Source organism: Ignavibacteriota bacterium (genome assembly GCA_016218045.1).
Taxonomy (GTDB): Bacteria; Bacteroidota; Ignavibacteria; order SZUA-365; family SZUA-365; genus JACRFB01.
In genome coordinates this window covers 181,177-199,778 of record JACRFB010000059.1, presented here as the reverse complement: position 1 = coordinate 199,778, position 18,602 = coordinate 181,177, and the positions used below count along the sequence as shown (strand labels likewise).

The window sequence follows — 18,602 nt, the reverse complement described above, 5'->3', positions numbered from 1 at the left end:
GCCGATCGCCCGCCTCGTCAACGCAGCAGCAGAAGTTGTCGAACGATGCTGCCCGCGTTTGTTTCGAGTACGACAAGGTACGAGCCGCTCGCGAGCGCCTGCGCGTCGAAGTACAGACGGTGTTCACCCGCGGGATATTCCGCGTCGATGAGTTTTGCGACGACTCGTCCCAGCGCATCGACGACCGCAAGACCGACGCGTGAGTCGGAGGGGAGGGTGAAGAAAAACGTCGTGCCGGGGTTGGAAGGATTCGGACGAATGGACAGATCGGGGAGGACAAGACTGCGTACGCCGTTGGGTGTCCGGCATGATGGATTGATGCAAATGCGTCCGTCGAGATTGATCGTCGGTGGCACACCGGGCGACGGGCCCTGCGGATTCCAGACAACCGTATCCCATTCCACGGCCGTGCAACCGGTGTCGGAAGTGACCGCGGCAAATTCCAGCGTGAAGAGGCGTCCCATCTGCTGCAGCGGTGCGGCGGACCGTATCGACACCCGCACGAGGCCCGCGGAAGGCGTGGTGTACACGAGTAACGCGCCCGCGTCCCACACGCTGCGCAACAGCGTGGCGCCCACAGGGCGCACGATCGAGGCATCGTAGCGGATGTCCGCGTCGAAGCCGCGCGCCTGCACATCCATCACTTGTGTCGTGAGAAACACCTCGACATCACCCCTGCCGCCAGGATGCAGCATCAGCGTTTGAATTCGATGCGGGAACACTCCCTGACCGAGCTGCACGATCCACGGAGTGATTTTTCCCTCGCCAGTGAGAGGCACAACGATCTGCGTGCCGCACGTTTCCGTGAGTACAAGCGTGCCGCTTACGGAGCCGGCCGCGGTCGGAGCAAAGCGCAGCAGCAGGCGCAGCGAATCGCCCGCGCGCACAGTGGCGGGCAATGACGGCGCGGCGACAAAGGCGAAGGCCGGATGCGAGATGGCCGCTGCGCGCAGCACGTACGGCACTGTTCCCGTATTACGAATCGTCACGGCGAGATCGTTGGCCGCGCCCACCTGCGTGCCGGGGAAGTCGAGCGCGGCGGGCAGGGCCTGCGCCACGGGAAGGACAAGGTCGAGGAACAGCGTGTCGACTATCCGTTCTCCGATCGACGAGTTGATCTCGAGCACGGCGCGGCGCAATCCCGCACCGGTGCCGATGAAACGGATGGGAATTGCGATGCTGTCGCCCGGGCCGACAACCATCGGCAGGGGATTGACCGGGAAGGTGAATTCGCCGCTGCCGTCGAGTTCGCGCAGTGTCGCGGACGTGAGCGACAGCGGCGCGCCCGACGGATGATTGTTGCGCACACGCACAAGACGGTCGACACGCACCGTGTCGCACGCCGGATATATGCCGAGGTTTTCCGCTCGCGCGGTGGGGAGTGACACCGTCACGTTGTCGACACGGTGTTCGTTGAAGCTGAATCCGCTCGAGGCCGTAAAACCGAACCAACCGCGATACGGGACAAAACCCGTCTGTGAATACACCAGCGCGTCCACGCCGTCGATGGATACACGCAGAGCGCCGGCGGCGAAACTCACGGACATGGTATGCCAGCCGCCGTTTTTTAATGTGCCGCGCGGGAGCTGCGCCGCACGCACGTGATTGGCGGTGGAGAGCGCAATCAGCGCCACATGCTCTTCACCCTGGTCGTTCTCCGAGGCGTTTTCGTAGGTGTCGAACTCGATGCCCAGTCCATTGCTCCCGTTGAAGTTGAGCTGTCCGCCGCCGCTTTCGGGGTATGCCGTCTCGCGCGCAAACGCAAACACGATGCCGTCGGCGCCAAGATTGTTCTGCGTGGTGCGCACGCCGAAATATGCGTCGAAGCGTGCGTCGAAATATTCGATGTCACGCTCCCGCATCAAGTACAGGCGCCCTGTCTGTGCCGCCACAAAAGGCGTCAGCAGCGCATTGCCCGCGAGAGTGTCGAAACCGCTGTTGCGCCCCAGTGTGTAGTGCGCGCGTGTTGGACGCGTGAAATCGTCGTTCCACACGGTCTCGCGCCAGTTGAGGGAGATCTGTGCTGTGGCGGTGACGGAGAGCAGGAGAATCCAGAATCCGGAAGTCAGCATCCAGGATGAAGCGGGGAACAGCGAACGGGATGGCGGAGGAGGAGCCGGGGTCCGTATTGTTCCGTGTGATTCGCGGGAATTTCTCGTTGCAACCATGGTATCACTCCCGCCCTTATTCGATGATGGCTTCGAGCACGGCGGCCGTGTCGGACAGATCCGCGAACAGATAGTCGGGATTGTGCGGGGCGAGGTCGGCCTCCGACGATTTCCCGGTGGCGACGGCGATGGTGCGCACGTTGAGGTGGCGGCCGCAGGAAATGTCGTGCGGCGTGTCGCCGACAATCACGACCTCCTTCTCGCGAAAGACGTAGCCCGTGCGATGATACGCGCGTTCTATCGCGATGGAGGGCAGATCCTGGCGGTGGTAGGCGTCGCTGCCGAAGGCGCCGAAAGTGAAATACGACCCGAGTCCGGCGGGACCGAGTTTGATACGCGCGCCGCGTATCACATTTCCTGTGAGCAGTCCGATGGTGGTGACCGTCTCCTCGTTCAGTGTATCGAGCAGTTCGCGTACGCCGGGGAACACGGTCAACGATTCCGGTGTGACACGTTTTTCGAGCATGTCGAGGAACAGCTCGAGCGTTTCATCCTGGCGCTGCTGGATAAGTTCCTCGTCGACACCCGAGGCGACGAGGATTTCACGGTAGATCTGCGTGTCGGTCTTGCCCGCAAAGTCGTGCTCGCGCGCGACGGTGCGTTGGCCGAACACGGTGTCGACCGCTTCGGCGAAGGTCTGTTTGGCGACGCCGTTGGTGCTGAGCAGCGTGCCGTCGATGTCGAAGAGTACGAGGCGCAGATGGCCGCGGGTGTTATGTTTTGTCATTGTCGGGAACGGCGAGAGTGAGGAAGAGGTCCGAGATTCGTGGGAAATGCAGTCCGAGCCGCGCGTACAAGATGCCGCCGAGCGACACGACCGTCTCGCGCCGCCTGTGCAGCACGTTCCGCAGTATGGCCCGCGCGGCGACGGAGGGATCGGAGTCGGGCACGGCGCGGCGCTTGTGCTGCGGCACCGAGTAGCGCATGTTCTCGAAAAAACTGGTGCGTGTGCGCGCGGGCATCACGAGTCCGACATGCACGCCCGAGCGGCGCACTTCGAGGCGCAGCGCATCGGCGAAACCGTTCAGCGCAAACTTGCTCGCGCAGTACGCGGCATTCCATTGAATCGCGCGTTTGCCGAGCACCGACGACACAAACACCACGGACCCGCGCCGTCGCGCGGTCATGCCGGGCAGCACGGCGTGCGCCGCGGCGAGCGCGCCGTCGATGTTTGTGCGCAGCACCGGCTCGATGTCGTGCCAGGGCGAGCGGTAAAAAGGACCGAACTGTCCGATTCCCGCGTTGAGCACCGCGATGTCGATGGGCGTCTCCGCGTCCCACGCAACGATGGTATCGTGCAGCAGCGGGATGTCGCGTACGTCGACCGCGGCCCCGCGCACATCGGCGCCGTATTCCGCGCGCAGTTCGGCGCAGGTTTCGTCGAGCCGGGCGGGGTTGCGCGCGAGCAGGCGGAGCGCGCAGCCCTGCTCCGCGAAGAGCCGGGCCGTGGCGCGGCCGATGCCCTGCGTCGCCCCGGTGATGAGGGCGGTGCGGGTGGCGAGGCGGCGCGTGTGTGACGGTCGGTCCATTGCTGTCGGGATCTTGCGGAAATATACACAATCGCGGGCCCACGCGGGCGCGTGTCCGCGCGATGCGGCATTGGAAATCTTTCCGCGCTTGGATATGTTTCATGATTGTGCGCCGCAGCGGCGGCGCTTTCCTTTTTGACGCATCCATTTTGAGGCAATAATGAGCAGCGCACCTGTCTTCAACGAAAACGACGTGCTGAACGCCCTGCGCGTTCTGCAGGCCCCATACATGAACCTCGACGTCGTCTCCGCCGGCATGGTTCACGACATCGTCATCGACGGTGCAAATCTCGCCTTCACGCTCGAGCTGAAGGTTCCGCCGCGGGAAATCGAGGAGCAGTTGCTCTCGGACGTCCGCGTCGCGCTCGAAAAACACTTCCCCGTGCTGGGCGCGGTGTCCATCGCCACTCGCGTGAACATTCCGGGTCTGGGCCAGGCACAATCGGCCACACCGGTCCCCGGCGTGCGCAACACGATCGCCGTCGCCAGCGGCAAGGGCGGCGTCGGCAAATCCACCGTGGCCGTGAATCTCGCAGTGGCTCTCGCGCGCTCGGGCGCGCGTGTGGGTCTCGTCGACGCCGATATTTATGGACCCAGCATGCCGCTGATGTTCGGCATCACGGAACAGCCCCGCGCATATGTGGAGAACGGCAAGACACGCCTGCTTCCCATCGAACGATATGGCGTCGGTGTCATGTCGATCGGTTTTCTCATCGAGCCCGATTCCGCTGTCATCTGGCGCGGACCCATGGCCAGCGGCGCACTCAAGCAGTTCCTCACAGATGTGGACTGGGATGAACTCGACTATCTGCTTTTCGACATGCCTCCCGGCACGGGCGACATACAGCTCACACTCTCGCAGACGCTGCCGCTGACTGGCGCCGTCATCGTCACGACGCCGCAGGACATCTCCCTCGCCGATGCGCGCAAGGGCGTGCGCATGTTCGAGAAAGTTTCGGTGCCCATACTCGGCATTGTCGAAAACATGAGCTACTACGTGTGCTCACACTGCGGCGAACGCGACGAGATCTTCAGCCACGGCGGCGGACGGAATGCGGCCGGCGAACTGGGCGTGCCCTTCCTCGGCGAAATCCCCATCGTGACTCGTGTGCGTGAAGCGGGCGACGCGGGCGTGCCGATCGTGGAGCAGGAGCCCGAGAGCGCCCTCGCGCGCAGCTTCGTGGAGACGGCGATGAGTATGGCCGGCGCGATCAGCGCGCGCCTGCTTACATCCACCCCGCCGCCGGCCATCGACATCTCACTCGGATGAGCGGCATGACTCCCGAAGAGAAGGCCGATCGCGAGCGGCGCATCCACGAGGTGCTCGACGTCACGCGGCCGTATCTGCAGCAGGACGGCGGCGACGTGGAGTTTGTGTCGTGGTCGGCCGAGGACGGAATCGTGTACATCCGTTTCCTCGGCGAATGCGCCACCTGTTCGCTGAACATCATGACCTTGCAGGCGGGCATACAGGCGATGATGAAACTCGAGGTACCAGGCGTGCACCGTGTCATGATGGTTCGGGAGTGACAATTCGAGGGAAACTGCCTATTTTCCGTTTTCAAACACGGAAGATCGCGCCGCTATGCTGATCCCATTCCCATTCCGTCGGCGGAACCATGACCGCTGAATCGCGCCCTGTCGGCATTCTTGCCAATGTGACCAAGCCGTCGGCCTTGTCGGCCGTGCTGCCGCTGCTGCGCTTTCTCGCGCGCAAGCGTGTGCCCGCCGTGGTCGAGACCGAGGTGGCGGCGCTGCTCGCTCCCGCAGCGCGCGAGGCGCGTGTGCGTATTCCACAAATCGCGGATCGAGCCGACATCGCGCGCGATGCACGCTTCATCGTCACGTATGGCGGCGACGGCACACTGCTCGCCGCCGCGCGTGAAGCCCGCGGATCCGACACACCCATACTCGGCGTGAATCTCGGCAAGCTCGGATTTCTCGCCGACATCGACGCCGACGATGCCATCGCCGCGGTGGACCGCGTGTTACGCGGCGAGTACCGTATCGAAAAACGCATGACACTCACGGCCTTGCTCGACGGCGACCGCGACCGCCACCACGCGCTCAACGACGTTGTGGTCTCCAAGTCGGGCTCGGCCCGCGTGATACGCGTCGAGGCCTACGTCGACGGCGCCTTCCTCGCCACGTATTACGCCGACGGCATCATCATCGCGACACCCACGGGTTCGACCGCGTATTCACTGGCGACGGGCGGACCCATCGTGGTGCCGTCCAGCGACGTGCTGGTTGTGAGTCCCATCAGCCCGCACACGCTCACCGCGCGTCCCATCATTCTTCCCGCATCGAGCCACCTATTCCTGCATGCTGCAACGGTCGACGGCGGCGTGCTCGTGATGGCCGACGGGCAGACGGCGCGCGAAGCCAGCGCGTCCGTCACACTTACCGTGCGCCGCGGATCAAAGTCGCTGCGGCTCATCAAGGACGTCGGACCCACCTACTACGACATGCTGCGCCGCAAACTGCGCTGGGCGCAGGATCATCGTTTCGAAGCCGAAGCGCAGCGGCAGGCACATTCCATGACACCCACGAACGCAGGATACACAACATGATCAGACGCCTTGCACTCGTACTCGCCCTCTGTGCGCTTCCATTCGCCGGATCACTCCGCGCGCAGGACGAGCCCGAAGAAAAAGTACTCGTCGGTCCGCTGACGCTCGATCAACTTCTCGATCTGCGCGGCTGGTTCGGCACCGAATTCATCCGCTACACGCCCTCGCAGGCCGAGCTTGACCAGTTGCCCGCGCAGATGAAGGATGTCACGATCGTGTGTGTGCTCGGCACCTGGTGCGAGGACAGCCGCCGCGAGGTTCCGCGCATGGTGCGCATCCTGCAGTCGATGCGCGACTTCGATCCCGCGCGTTTTGTGTTGATCGGTACGACGAAGGACAAGAAGAGTCCGGGCGGCGAGCACGCGCTGTACAACATCGAGAAGGTCCCGACCTTCATTATTCAGAGAAAGGGCGAAGAGATCGGACGCATCGTCGAGGCACCCGTCGGGATGCTCGAGCGCGATCTGCTGGGCATTCTTCTCGGAGTCGATATGAACGCTCCTGCGCCGAACAGCTTGATCATCGACAATCCGCCTCCGCCCGTGGTGGCGCCGGCCCCGCACGTCATTTCCCCCGATGGTGCGAAGCCCGACACCGCAAAACCGGGCGCCGACGGCACCGTGCAGCCGCCACAACCGAAGTGACGAATTCCGGCCGCTTTCTTTGCGAAAGCGCCGCTTCGTCCCTATTTTCACATGATACGCCGCATGTCGTACCCGCGAGCGGCGTTCCCTCCGTTTCCGTTTCTCGGCAGTTCCCGACATTCATAGTGATTCTGTTTCCGAAACTCTAGCAGGAGAAGTGTATGGCTGAAACCAAACATGTTCCATACGTCCCTCCGACGATGGAGATGCACGAGTTCACGGTGAAGGCGGTCCTGATCGGACTCGTTCTCTCCGTTGTTCTCGGTGCGGCGAACGCGTATCTCGGCCTGAAGGCAGGCATGACGATCGCGGCGACGTACCCCGCAGCCGTCATCGGTATGGCGGCGCTGCGTCTGTTCCGCGGATCGATCCTCGAAGAGAACATCACGCGTACCGTGGGTTCCATCGGCGAGTCGATCGCGGCGGGCGCCATCTTCACCATTCCGGCCTTCTTCATCGCGAAGGATTCGGAAGGTCTTCCGCTCTGGGGCACCACCTTCCTGTCCTTCGAGAATTACCTCAAGGCCACGGTGATCATGCTCGTCGGCGGTTTCATCGGTATTCTTTTTGTGACCATTCTCCGCCGCGTGATGGTGGAGGACCGCGAACTGCCGTTCCCCGAGTCGGTCGCGGCTGCTGAAATTCACAAGGCCGGACGCAGCGGCACCAGCGGTGCGAAGTTCCTCTTCACCGCCATGGGCATCGGCGCGGCCATTCAGTTCTTCAAGGAATTCCAGCTCTTTGCGTCCGCGGGCGAGGCGTTCATTTCGTTTGCGAAGCAGACGTTGAAACTCGGCAGCGTGGAAGTAAAGGGCGGCGGCGGCGCGTTGATCTCGACGCCGGGTGTGTCTCCCGCCTACATGGGCGTGGGGTACATCATCGGACCGCAGCTTGCGGCCTTGAACTTCACGGGCGGACTTCTCGCATGGGGTCTGTTTGTACCGTTGCTTCTGTACTTCCTCGGTCCGCAGATCGAAGCGAGCATGATCGCGAGCAACACACCGGTCAACGACCATTCCATGATAGGCATGGCCGTGCAGGTATGGCGCTCCATCGTGCGTCCCGTGGCCATCGGCGGCATGCTCATGAGCGCGGCGTTCACGCTGTTCCGTATGCGCAAGAGCCTTGGCGCCGGCCTCAGCCGCGCCATCGGCGACGTAAAGCGCGCGGCCTCCGGCGGCGCGGTGGTCGAGGATCGCACCGAGCGCGACATGCCCTTCAAGTGGGTGTTCATCGGCATCATCCTGGCCTCGATCGCGACGTTCTTCATCTACCTGTATTTCAGCCAGTACAATGTTGTCGCCGCCCTCTCGGCCACCGTTGTGATGGTGATCGCGGGCTTCTTCTTCGCGGCCGTGTCGGGCTACCTCGTCGGACTCATCGGCTCGAGCAACAACCCGATTTCGGGTCTCACCATTTCCACACTCATCGTCGCGGCCATCCTCATGGTGGTGCTCGGCGTCAAGGGCACCGCGGGTGTTGCGGCCGTGCTGGGTGTGGCGGCGGTGATCTGCGTCGCGGCGGCCGTGGCCGGCGAGATGCTGCAGGATCTGAAGGTCGGGCACATCCTCGGCGGCACGCCGTGGAAGATGCAGATGGGCGATTTTATGGGTGTGTTCCTCTCGGCGGCGGTGATGTACTTCCCCTTGTACATCCTCCATCAGGGCGACATCAACGTTGGCGGCACCGGACTCGGCGGCAAGGCCTTCCCGGCACCGCAGGCGTCACTCATGGCCATCCTCGCCGGCGGCATCGTCGGTGGCGACATGGCGTGGCCGCTCATCATCGTCGGTATCCTGATGGCGATCGGATTTATTCTGCTGCGCGTGAAGAGTCCGATGCTCGTGTGTGTGGGCATGTACCTGCCGCTCGAGACCTCGTTCGCGATCTTCATCGGCGGCCTTATCCGCGGCATCATGGACAAGGTTGTCGCGAAGCGCAAGTTCAACGAGGCGCAGGCGGCGCGTGTCGAAAACAACGGCACACTGCTGGCGGCAGGACTCATCGCGGGCGAAGCCCTCATCGGTCTGCTGTTTGCGTTCTTCAACGTGGCGAACATCCCCTACAAGAACTGGGCGATCTTCCCGCAGAACGGCACCATGCTCGAATTCATCCCGTCCATCCTCGTCTTCATCCTGGTTGGCTGGCTGCTCGTCCGCATCCCCACCAAAAATGCAGGCAACCCCGACGATCCCGCACCCCCGCGTGCAATGACGTGATATATACCCGCTGAACGCGGTGGAATGAAACGGATCCCGTGGGTTAGCTGCGGGGTCCGTTTTTTTACAGATAGTGGGAAAGTAGCAAGGTGGGAAAGTAGCAAGGTGCGCATGCAGCAATATGTCTCAGTGCAAACGGGCCATGTATCGCTGCAGTTGAGCGCTGCAGTGGCGAACCTTCGCAAGAAGTTCGGCATAAACAGAATCGTCCAGGTACCCAAGATCCCGTGCGATATGCAATTGTGCGCGAACTTCTCCCGCTGAACCCTTTGCCCGGCCGAGAAATTCGCGATTGAGCCCGATGGTTCTGCTCTCGAAGCCTTCCGCGATATTCGACACTATCGACAGTGCCGCGCGGTAGATCTGTTTGCGTAATACATCATCCGCTCGAAATCGACCACGTTGGGATACTGCGATGATAGCCGTGCAGAGCGTCCGCGCATTGCGCCACACATCCAATTCCTCAAATTGCCTTGCGTACATGCCTCCCTCCCGCCCTTGTACGCATGTCGGGTTCCGTTTGTTCCCGATCCTGATCATCGTTCCAGTCATGCACATTCCCACTGGTACTTTCCACCTTGCTACTTTCCACTTTGCACGCTGTCATCAAACAGCAGTATCTTCCCGCATGAAAAAACAGGACATAAATCTGCTGACCTTAATACCTACACGGACGTTCGGCTGGTCGGAGGATGAAGAGGGAGTGGTGACGGTGGACATGCCGCGTTTTCATGTGGCGTGGATGCAGCGGCTGCTCGTGCCGCGTGCCAAGTATCCGTACATCCGCGTGAAGCTCGATCGTTTTGGTTCACATGTGTGGAAACAGATCGACGGCGTGCGGACGGTGCTGGAAGTGGCGGAACTTCTCCGGGCAGAATTCGGCGATGCCGTCGAGGATCACGAGGCGCGCGTGGCGGCCTTCATGCGTCTTCTGCAGCGGCGCGCGTTTGTCACACTCAAGACGGCCGAAGGGGAAGTAGTGTAAATGGAGTAAATGGGGTGAATGGGGTAAATGGGGTAAATGGAGTGAATGGGGTAAATGGAGTGAATCGATAATCGAACAGTTCTTTCATCCTCTACCTCTTCCCCCTTCTCTCTTCCCTCTTCCCCCTTCTCTCTTCTCTCTTCCCCCTTCCCCCTTGCCCCTTCCCACACACGCGATAGGATTCCGAAAAAGTGACTACAGCAATGAGAGAAGTGAAAATGTCGACGCGTTGGATCGTGCTCGCGCTTGTGAGTGTGGTGATCGCGACGAACTACTACGTGTACGACGCGATGTCGTCGATCAAGTCGGTGATGCAGACCGAACTCGGCTTCAGCAATGTCGACTACGGACTCATCGTCTCGTTCTACTCGTTCCCGAACACCTTCCTGCTCATGTCGATACTGGGCGGCATCATACTGGACAAGTGGGGGATTCGGAAAACAGGATTCCTTTTTCTTTTATTCTGCGCGCTCGGCGCGGTGGTGACGGCCTACGGCGCGAGTGAGACCTTCCTTTCGGGCGGCTTCGGCCACGGTGCGATCTCCGCGATATTCCCGTCGTACTCGCCGCAGTTGAAAATGATGATGCTCGGCCGGCTGCTGTTCGGGCTCGGCGCGGAAACCAGCATCGTTGTGATCAACAAGGTGATGGTGAAATGGTTCAAGGGCAGGGAGCTGGCGCTGGCCTTTGCGGTGAACATCGCCATCGCGCGTATCGGCACCGCCGCCGCGCTCATTTTCTCGCCGCAGCTCATCGCGGATCCGTCGGGATGGACCTGGGCGCTCTGGGTTGCCGCCATCGCCATGTCGGCCGGTTTCCTCGTGTGGCTCGTGTACATGATGTACGACGCCGCCTTTACCGCGAAGGGCTCGCGCGACGGTGCTCTCGGCGCCGACGAGGAATTCCATCTCAGCGACATCACCGCGCTGTTGAAGAACAAATCCTTTCTGTATGTGATACTGCTGTGTGTCACGTTTTATTCCGCGGTGTTCCCGTTCCAGGCGTACTGTCCTGATCTGCTGCACAACAAATTCGGCCTCGACATCGAGTGGAGCGGGATACTCTCGAGTCTCATCATCTGGGGCACCATCGTGTTCACGCCGATGTTCGGGCTGTTTGTGGATAAACGCGGGCGCCGCGCCTCGCTCATGCTGCTGGGTTCCTTCCTGCTCATCGTGACACATCTGGTCCTCGCTCTCACGTCCATCACGCCCTACGTGGCGATGTTTATACTCGGTATCGCCTTCTCGCTCGTGCCCGCCGCGATGTGGCCCGCCGTCGCCCTCATCGTCGAGGAGAAGCGTCTCGGCACCGCCTACGGTGTGATGGCCTCGCTGCAGAATCTCGGCCTCTGGGCTTTCCCGATACTTGCGGGCGCCATTCTCGACGCCACCAATCCCGGCATCACCGAAGACGCGCTCGCCGCCGGGACCATGTCGTACGACTACACCTGGACCATACTCATGTTCGCCGCACTCGGAGTGGTAGGTTTTCTGTTTGCCCTGCTCCTCCGCCGCGCGGACGCCCGGCCGGATGGGCATGGGCTGGAGAGGGCGGCAGTGTAGTGACGTTACACGTTACACGTTCAACGTAGAAGGTAGCAAAGTAGCAAGGTGGAAAAATCGCGCGGTTCTACTTTCCACTTTGCTACTTTTAACTTTCAACGTTGAATGTAGCAAAGTAGAAAAATCGCGCGGTTCTACTTTCCACTTTGCTACTTTCCACTTTCAACGTTGAATGTAGCAAAGTAGAAAAACCGCTCGGTTCTACTTTCCACTTTGCTACATCCTGCATGCAACGTGTAACGTGGATACGTGTTACGTGTCACGCCCCTGGCAGCCGCTTCACGACGAGCATCGTTATATCGTCGCTCTGTTTGGCGCCGATGGTGTGGGTGAGGATGTCGCGGCGGATGTGATCGATGATGGTGGCGGGGCATTCGTCGCGCAGGGTGATGAGCTGCGACTCGAGCCGGTCGTTGCCGTATTCGACGAGGTCCACGGAGAGCGCCTCGTTGACGCCGTCGGTGTAGGTGACGATGGTGTCGCCCGGTTCGAGCGGAACGGTCTCGATGTCGTACGGCGGAACTTCGTCGAGTATGCCGAGTATCAGGCCGCCCTCGGAGAGCGGACGCGTGCGTCCGTCCGCCGAGACGAGCCAGGGCGGATTGTGACCCGCGTTGACGTAGGTGAAGGTGTGCGCCTCCGTGTCGAGCAGGCCCCAGAAAAAGGTGATGAACTTGTCGGAGTCGGTGTTGGTGAACACGATCGCGTTGAGACGCTCGGTCGCCTCGGCCAGCGGGAGCCGCAGAGGGGCGATGGCGCGCAAGGCGGCCTGAACGTTGGCCATGAGCAGCGACGCCGGGATACCCTTGCCCGACACGTCGCCGATAGCGAGTATGAACTCGTGGTTCGATAGCGCGATGGCGTCGTAATAGTCGCCGCCTACCTGGAGCGACGACTCGTTCGCCGCGGCAATCTCGTACCCGGGCGGTGTCGGCAGCACCGCGGGGAGCAGCCCCTTCTGTATGCTGCGCGCCAGCGAGATTTCGTGTTCGAGCTGCTGCTTCTCGACCATCTCGCGCACAAGCCGCGCATTCTCGAGCGCGGTGATGGTGATGTTCGCGAGCGCGAGCAGGTATTCGACGTCCTGCGCGCCGTAGTCCGACACACCAAACCGTTCGCCGAGGCAGAGCAGGCCGCGGGTCTCGTTCTGCGATCGCATCGGGATGAGCACACGCAGGCCCTGCGAAAATGCCCAGGCCCGGAAGTCCTCGGCATCAGCGTCGTCCTCATGCAGGAGAACAGGATCCGTTATGTCGGTAATTGCGCCGAAGAGTTCCACGCGGGGCGTGAAGCCCGGAACACGCACCAGCACGGGCTGCATCGTGGCGCCATCCCAGGCAAAGACCAGGTGCCGCGTGGCACGGAGCTGGCCCATCAGCGCGTATCCGAGCGTGCGGAGGATGGCCTGGTCGTCGAAGGACGCGTTCATCTCGCGGCTCAATTCGAAGAGCGTGTTCATCTCCTGCACTTTTGTGTCGAGACGGCGGTTCGCGCCGCGCAGGCGCTCGATGGTCACGGCATTGTTTACGGCCGTTGCGGCGATGGCCGCGAGCGATTCCAGAAATTCCGTCTCGGGCTGACCGAAGGGCCGCGCGTGCAGGCTCGGACCGACTCCCACCAATCCCACCATCGTGCCGTTGAGTATCATCGGCGCAAGCGCCGTCAGGCCCGCCGTGGCGCAGGCATCGAGCAACGCGCAGGTATCATCCGCGGAGCCCGCATCCTCGCGGGCCGCATCGGCGGCGCTGCGGAGGTCGTCCACGCGCCGCAGACCATGCCAGTCGCCCTCGATGTGATACATCGCGGCAAAATGTGTGTCGGCCAAACCCTTCAACGCGCGCGCGCGGTAGCGGCCGCCATCGGTCTCCGCCACAAGCACCACACCCTTGGTGATGAGCAGCTTGCCCATCGCCGTCAACAGCACATTCCCCAAAATGAAGTCGAGACTCTGCGACGAATTCAAAACACCGCTCAGCTCGAGCAGCGCCGCGCTGTCGGAGATTCCTCCATGGACGGTATGTGATTGCACCGGACGGTCGGACATGTGTGTGGATGATGGTCGGTACAAAGTACGCGACACGCCGTCGAAACGGAAACGTCGCGAAAGAAGAAGCTAGAATCCAGAATCCAGAATTCAGAATCCAGAATATCACATTCGAGAATGCAGTGTGATTCGCATTGCGGTAACGCCCGTCTAACGATTGTTCCGCCCGGCACACGTACCATCCCCACGATGCTCGTTGATCGTAGATATTCTGAATTCTGGATTCTGGATTCTGGATTCTGAATTCTGAATTCTAGCTTCTGAATTCTAGCTTCTCCCTACCGATACACCCTCAGCCCCTCCGTACAATTCGTACACATCGGCACCTCGCGGCGGCCGGCGAGGATGCGGCGGCGGAACGCGTGATATTCCTCCGAACGCCAGATGTCGCGGAAGCGCCGGCCATTCACGGTGCCGAGGGGATACGCGGCGTTTTTATCGAAACAGCAGGGTACTACAACACCGTCCCACGTGATGACACTGCGCTCCCAGAGACGCACGCAGCGGTTGCGCAGCGCGCCTTTCATCCGCAGCTCGCCCGCCTCGATGGTATAGCGGCGGTATTTCTCCTCGCGTGGCAGGAACTGCTCTGCCGATTCAAGCGAATAGACCTGAATCGTCTTGAGCGCCACGGCCGCGCGATGTTTCGCCGCAAGGGCGCGTAGCGCGGGGATCTCGTGTTCGTTTGCGCGTGTGATGAGGAATTGCAGCACCACTTCCATCGAGGAAGGGGAGGCGGCGCGTTCCGCATCGAGCAGATCGAGTGCCGCGAGTACTTTCGCAAGGGAACCGCCCACTCGGTATTCCTGATACGTCGCCTCGCTCATGCCGTCGATCGACACGATGAGCCGGTCTAGTCCGCTCGCGAACAGCGCGCGCACAGTGTCGGGGCGCAGGTAATGCGCGTTGGTGCTCACCGACACATACATCCGCTTCGAGCGCGCGTAACGGATCATGTCGGCAAGGCGCGGATTGATGAAGGGCTCGCCCTGGAAAAAAAGCTGCACGTAAAACGTCTCGGGCGCGAGTTCGTCGATGAGCGTCGTGAAGGCATCGTAGTCCATCATGCCGAGCGGACGCACCATCTCGCCGTTGCCGGAAGGACATTCGGGGCAGCGCAGATTGCAGCGGTTTGTCGGTTCGAGCGTGACGGTGTACGGCATGCCCCACACCAAGCTCCGTTTTGTCAGATCGGATATCGTGTACGACACCAGCACGGCCGCCATATTGAAGAGGCGTCGCGGCGTGACACAGCGGAGCAGATTGCGGAGGGTGCGGATCGTCACGGCCGCGCCTTCCTGCAGATGCAATGCCAGGAGGGCACAAGCAGACGCTGCAGAGGTGACGCCGTATCACGCGCGATTCCGCGCACAACGGCGTCGAGACGGAGGAACGACGCGCCGCGCACGAGGGTCCGATGGAAATCGCTCCACACCACTTCGCCGGGATGGTCGAACAGCGCGTCGGTCACAGCACGCGTGTGCAGGGTCGGCAGAAGTCCCGCGCCGCGGAGCATGGACGACAGTTCGGACCACGAGAGAAGCTGCGCAAGATCTTCACGCACGGCGTCATGAGGACGCAGGAGACGTAGCACCCTGCGCAGTGCGGATCTGCGCAGCAGACCGAGCAGCGGGATGCCCCAGTGCGGATCCGCCGCCAGAGTCAGCAGGGCGAATCGATTCGGCGTGCTGATGTACAACACTCCTTCGGGCCGCAGCAGCCGTGCGCTTTCGCGCAGCACCGCGGCCGGATCCGCGCAGTGTTCCAGCATGTCCTGCAATACCACCGCATCGAAGGAGGCGTCCACGAAGGCCGTACACGCGGCATCTCCCGTCTCCACCCGGAATGCCGCGAGACGCGACAGCGCCGCGACACGCGCGGGATCGCGGTCGAGGGCGGTGACCTGATACCCGCGCACGGCAAGCGCCTGCGCCGTCCCTCCCACGCCGGCGCCCAGATCCAGCACAGCGGAGCCGGGGGCGAGACCCGCGTGTTCCAGCAGCCGCACAACAAGACCTCCCCGCGCAAGCGCGGCGTCGATCGCGCGCTGCCAGCGCTCCGCATTGGGATGCGCGGGATCCAGCGCATAGGCGCTATGAAAGACGTCCGAGGTCGACATGATCACCAGCGGCTTCGTACAACGAATGAGAGGAGTCCGACGAAGGGAGAAAATAGCGCGTGTATCCATTCGAGGAAAACGAAGCGAAGGCGGAACGTGAGACCGGGGCTGAAACCCATAGTCCGCGCCGCGGGCAGCAGGAAGGACGTGTCGTACAGGAGTTTTGCAACGACTCCCGTCACAAGCAGCAGTGGATGGACTCCGCGGACGACGGCGAACCACACGGGCGCCGCGCCCAGCGCCAGCAGTTCACTGGCGACGAACAGCCCGAGCCACAGTTGTGAGGAACGCGTGTAGGAGGCGGATGTGCGGAAGTGGCGGAGTTTGGCGCGCAGCAGCGCGGGCAGCGATTTCGGCGGGGCGGTGGGACAGATGCCGCCCGGATCGGTGTTGACGCGCACGCGTGCACCAGCGGATGTGAAGCGCTGGAACAGCAGATCGTCGTCTCCGCCGAGCTGTGAGAACAAAGGAGTGAGTCCTCCGATATTCCGGTACACCGAGGCGCGGTATCCCCAGTTTCGTCCGGTTGCCATGTAGGGACGTTCCCATCCTGCGGCGCCGCAGGAGAGCAGGACGGTTCGCACACTTTCGAAGGCGGCGTATTGCGCGGCGACGCCGCTGCCGCCCCTCGCGGGCGAGAGCCCGATCACCACATCGGCCCCTGCAGAGAAATGCCGCATCATAGACTCGATCCAGTGCGGCGCCGGTTCGCAGTCCGCATCGGTGAAGAGCAGGTTCTCGGTTGCGCTGTGTTCTATGGCGGTGTGCAGCGCGTACTTTTTTGGTGAGACGCCCGCGGGCACCGCGTCGATGCGCAGTATCCGCAGGGACAGATTAGCCGGCGCGGCGGCGCGCGCGGCACTGGCGGTGCCGTCGTCGGAGCGGTCGTCGATGAGGAGCACACGGAAACGATGCAGAGGCCAGGTCTGCCGCGCGAGCGCGTTGCACAGTGCCGGCATGTGCCGCGCCTCGTTGTGCGCGGCGATGATCACGGTCACATCAACGGACGAATCCGCGTCGATCGCACCCTCGTGTTGTGTGTCCGCGCCGGATTGCGGTGTGTCGGCTGCGCGCCGTGTATCGATGTCGCAGATCGCCGCCCGTCCTTCGAGACGCGCCCAGCCCATGCCGAGGACCACAAAAAATCGGGACGAGCCGATCACACACAGCGCGAGGAAAAGGTCAATCTCCATGCAGCATGTCTTTCAGCAGGCGGTTCACGATGGCCGGATTCGCTTGGCCGCGTGTGGCTTTCATCACTTCGCCCACAAAAAATCCGAGCACATTTGTGCGTCCCGAGCGGTACAGCGCCACCGAATCGGGATGTGTTTCGAGCGCCGCGCGGGCAAGCGCCTCGAGCGCGCTTTCGTCCGACACCTGCGCGAGTCCCTTGCGTTCTATCACCACGGCGGGCGAATCGCCGCTCGTCCGCATTTCCTCGAATACGTCCTTCGCGATTTTTCCGCTAATGGCACCCTCGTGCACGCGGTCGATGAGATCGGCGATCGCCGCGGCGGGCACGACGGGATTCTCGAAGCCGCGGCGCTCCTCCTTCATCACGCGCAACACATCACCCATCACCCAGTTGGCGGCCATTTTCCAGGTTTCCCGCGAGGGACTTTTCAGCGCCCGCGCCACCTGTTCGAAATACATGGCCATCGGACGCTCGGCCGTCAGCACCCCCGCGTCGTAGAGCGGGATGCCGTACTGTGCGGCGAGGCGGTCGCGGAGCGCGAGAGGCAGCTCCGGCAGGTGTTCACGCAGAGCCGTGATGCGCTCGGGTGCGACGGCGACGGCGGGCAGATCCGGTTCGGGGAAGTAGCGGTAATCGTGCGCATCCTCCTTGCCGCGCATGGGCACGGTCTCGCCGCGTCCCGCGTCCCACAGCAGCGTCTGTTGCACGATTGTGCCGCCCGCGTCGAGCACGGCGATGTGCCGCTCGATTTCGAAGGCGAGCGCGCGTTCCACGTTGCGGAAGGAATTCAGGTTCTTCAATTCCGTGCGTGTGCCGAACGACGTGTCGCCGCGGAGGCGCACCGAGATATTTGCATCGCAGCGCAAGGAGCCGTCCTCGAGGTTGCCGTCGCAGATGCCGAGGTACATCACCGTCTGCCGCAGCAGGGTGAGATAGGCGTGCGCCTCGGCGGGACTGCGCAGATCGGGCGCACTCACGATTTCCGCCAGCGGCACACCGCTGCGATTCAGATCGATGAGTGTTTCACGTCCGATGTCGTGTATGGACTTGCCCGCGTCCTCTTCCAGATGGATGCGGATGATGCCAACGGATTTTCGGACTCCCTGCTCCGTTTCTATCTCGAGGGTGCCATTGTGACAGATCGGATCCTCGTACTGCGTGATCTGATACCCCTTGGGCAGATCCGGATAGAAATAATTCTTGCGTGCAAAACCCGACACGGTGCGTATGGAACAACCGAGGGCCAGGCCGAGCGACACGGTCATATCCACCGCCTCGCGGTTCAGCACCGGCAGTGTGCCCGGATGGCCGAGGCAGACGGGACACGTGCGGGAGTTCGGAGCCGCCCCCGCCTCGTTCGGACAAGCGCAAAACGCCTTGCTGCGCGTGCGCAACTGCGCATGGACCTCGAGGCCTATCACGGATTCGTACGTCGTTGTCATAGCGTCAATATACGGATCAATGCCGGTCAGTTTGAACGTTCCACGTGTGAACGTGACAAGTCGTGTAGCAAAGTAGCAAGGTGGCAAAGTAAAAGATGGCGACATTCCACGTTGCTACC

The 18,602-nt window shown here is 62.1% G+C and carries 16 protein-coding genes; 7 read left to right on the top strand and 9 right to left on the bottom strand.

Features of this window, described 5'->3' with window-relative positions; all coding sequences use genetic code 11:
- Nucleotides 1–17: 17 nt before the first annotated feature.
- The 3 genes from HY962_15705 to HY962_15695 form a co-directional block, all read right to left on the bottom strand.
- A complete protein-coding gene (locus tag HY962_15705) occupies nt 18–2,072 on the bottom strand; it encodes a choice-of-anchor D domain-containing protein (GenBank protein MBI5648376.1) in 2,055 nt (684 codons plus the stop codon).
- Nucleotides 2,073–2,184: 112 nt separating this feature from the next.
- Nucleotides 2,185–2,895, bottom strand: a complete 711-nt coding sequence (locus HY962_15700; protein MBI5648375.1) for an HAD hydrolase-like protein — start codon at nt 2,893–2,895, stop codon at nt 2,185–2,187.
- A complete protein-coding gene (locus HY962_15695; protein ID MBI5648374.1) occupies nt 2,882–3,697 on the bottom strand; it encodes an SDR family NAD(P)-dependent oxidoreductase in 816 nt (271 codons plus the stop codon). Before HY962_15695 ends, HY962_15700 begins: the two co-directional genes overlap by 14 nt.
- A 160-nt stretch (nt 3,698–3,857) precedes the next feature.
- On the opposite strand from HY962_15695, the gene apbC reads away from it, so the two are divergent.
- From apbC to HY962_15670, 5 genes are all read left to right on the top strand, one after another.
- The gene (gene apbC / locus HY962_15690; protein MBI5648373.1) at nt 3,858–4,967 is read left to right on the top strand and encodes an iron-sulfur cluster carrier protein ApbC; all 1,110 of its coding nucleotides are present in this window, start codon (nt 3,858–3,860) and stop codon (nt 4,965–4,967) included.
- Nucleotides 4,968–4,972: 5 nt separating this feature from the next.
- On the top strand, nt 4,973–5,227 hold the full coding sequence (locus tag HY962_15685; GenBank protein ID MBI5648372.1) for a NifU family protein: 255 nt from the start codon (nt 4,973–4,975) through the stop codon (nt 5,225–5,227).
- 89 nt (nt 5,228–5,316) lie between these two features.
- Nucleotides 5,317–6,270 (top strand): NAD(+)/NADH kinase, encoded by a 954-nt coding sequence (locus tag HY962_15680; protein MBI5648371.1) that lies wholly within the window; start codon nt 5,317–5,319, stop codon nt 6,268–6,270.
- Nucleotides 6,267–6,914 (top strand): thioredoxin family protein, encoded by a 648-nt coding sequence (locus HY962_15675; protein MBI5648370.1) that lies wholly within the window; start codon nt 6,267–6,269, stop codon nt 6,912–6,914. The genes HY962_15680 and HY962_15675 overlap by 4 nt, the downstream gene beginning before the upstream one ends.
- 161 nt (nt 6,915–7,075) lie before the next feature.
- The gene (locus HY962_15670) at nt 7,076–9,133 is read left to right on the top strand and encodes an oligopeptide transporter, OPT family (GenBank protein ID MBI5648369.1); all 2,058 of its coding nucleotides are present in this window, start codon (nt 7,076–7,078) and stop codon (nt 9,131–9,133) included.
- A 126-nt stretch (nt 9,134–9,259) separates the two neighbouring features.
- On the opposite strand, the gene HY962_15665 is transcribed toward HY962_15670, so the two are convergent.
- Complete coding sequence (locus HY962_15665; GenBank protein ID MBI5648368.1) at nt 9,260–9,616, bottom strand: four helix bundle protein; 357 nt, start codon at nt 9,614–9,616, stop codon at nt 9,260–9,262.
- Nucleotides 9,617–9,761: 145 nt separating this feature from the next.
- Here HY962_15665 and HY962_15660 point away from each other — a divergent pair, with 145 nt between their 5' ends.
- Together HY962_15660 and HY962_15655 are read left to right on the top strand one after the other, a co-directional pair.
- On the top strand, nt 9,762–10,118 hold the full coding sequence (locus tag HY962_15660) for a PqqD family protein (protein ID MBI5648367.1): 357 nt from the start codon (nt 9,762–9,764) through the stop codon (nt 10,116–10,118).
- Nucleotides 10,119–10,336: 218 nt separating this feature from the next.
- Complete coding sequence (locus HY962_15655; protein MBI5648366.1) at nt 10,337–11,683, top strand: MFS transporter; 1,347 nt, start codon at nt 10,337–10,339, stop codon at nt 11,681–11,683.
- 259 nt (nt 11,684–11,942) lie between these two features.
- Here the strand turns inward: HY962_15655 and HY962_15650 are convergent, their stop codons facing one another.
- From HY962_15650 to gatB, 5 genes are all read right to left on the bottom strand, one after another.
- Nucleotides 11,943–13,727, bottom strand: a complete 1,785-nt coding sequence (locus HY962_15650) for a SpoIIE family protein phosphatase (protein ID MBI5648365.1) — start codon at nt 13,725–13,727, stop codon at nt 11,943–11,945.
- A gap of 278 nt (nt 13,728–14,005) precedes the next feature.
- Entirely contained in the window at nt 14,006–15,013 is a 1,008-nt protein-coding gene (locus HY962_15645) for an SPASM domain-containing protein (protein ID MBI5648364.1), read from the bottom strand.
- Nucleotides 15,010–15,846 (bottom strand): methyltransferase domain-containing protein, encoded by an 837-nt coding sequence (locus HY962_15640; GenBank protein ID MBI5648363.1) that lies wholly within the window; start codon nt 15,844–15,846, stop codon nt 15,010–15,012. The genes HY962_15645 and HY962_15640 overlap by 4 nt, the downstream gene beginning before the upstream one ends.
- A gap of 2 nt (nt 15,847–15,848) precedes the next feature.
- The gene (locus HY962_15635; GenBank protein ID MBI5648362.1) at nt 15,849–17,039 is read right to left on the bottom strand and encodes a glycosyltransferase; all 1,191 of its coding nucleotides are present in this window, start codon (nt 17,037–17,039) and stop codon (nt 15,849–15,851) included.
- The gene (gene gatB / locus HY962_15630) at nt 17,029–18,483 is read right to left on the bottom strand and encodes an Asp-tRNA(Asn)/Glu-tRNA(Gln) amidotransferase subunit GatB (protein MBI5648361.1); all 1,455 of its coding nucleotides are present in this window, start codon (nt 18,481–18,483) and stop codon (nt 17,029–17,031) included. Before gatB ends, HY962_15635 begins: the two co-directional genes overlap by 11 nt.
- Between the last annotated feature and the right edge of the window lie 119 nt (nt 18,484–18,602).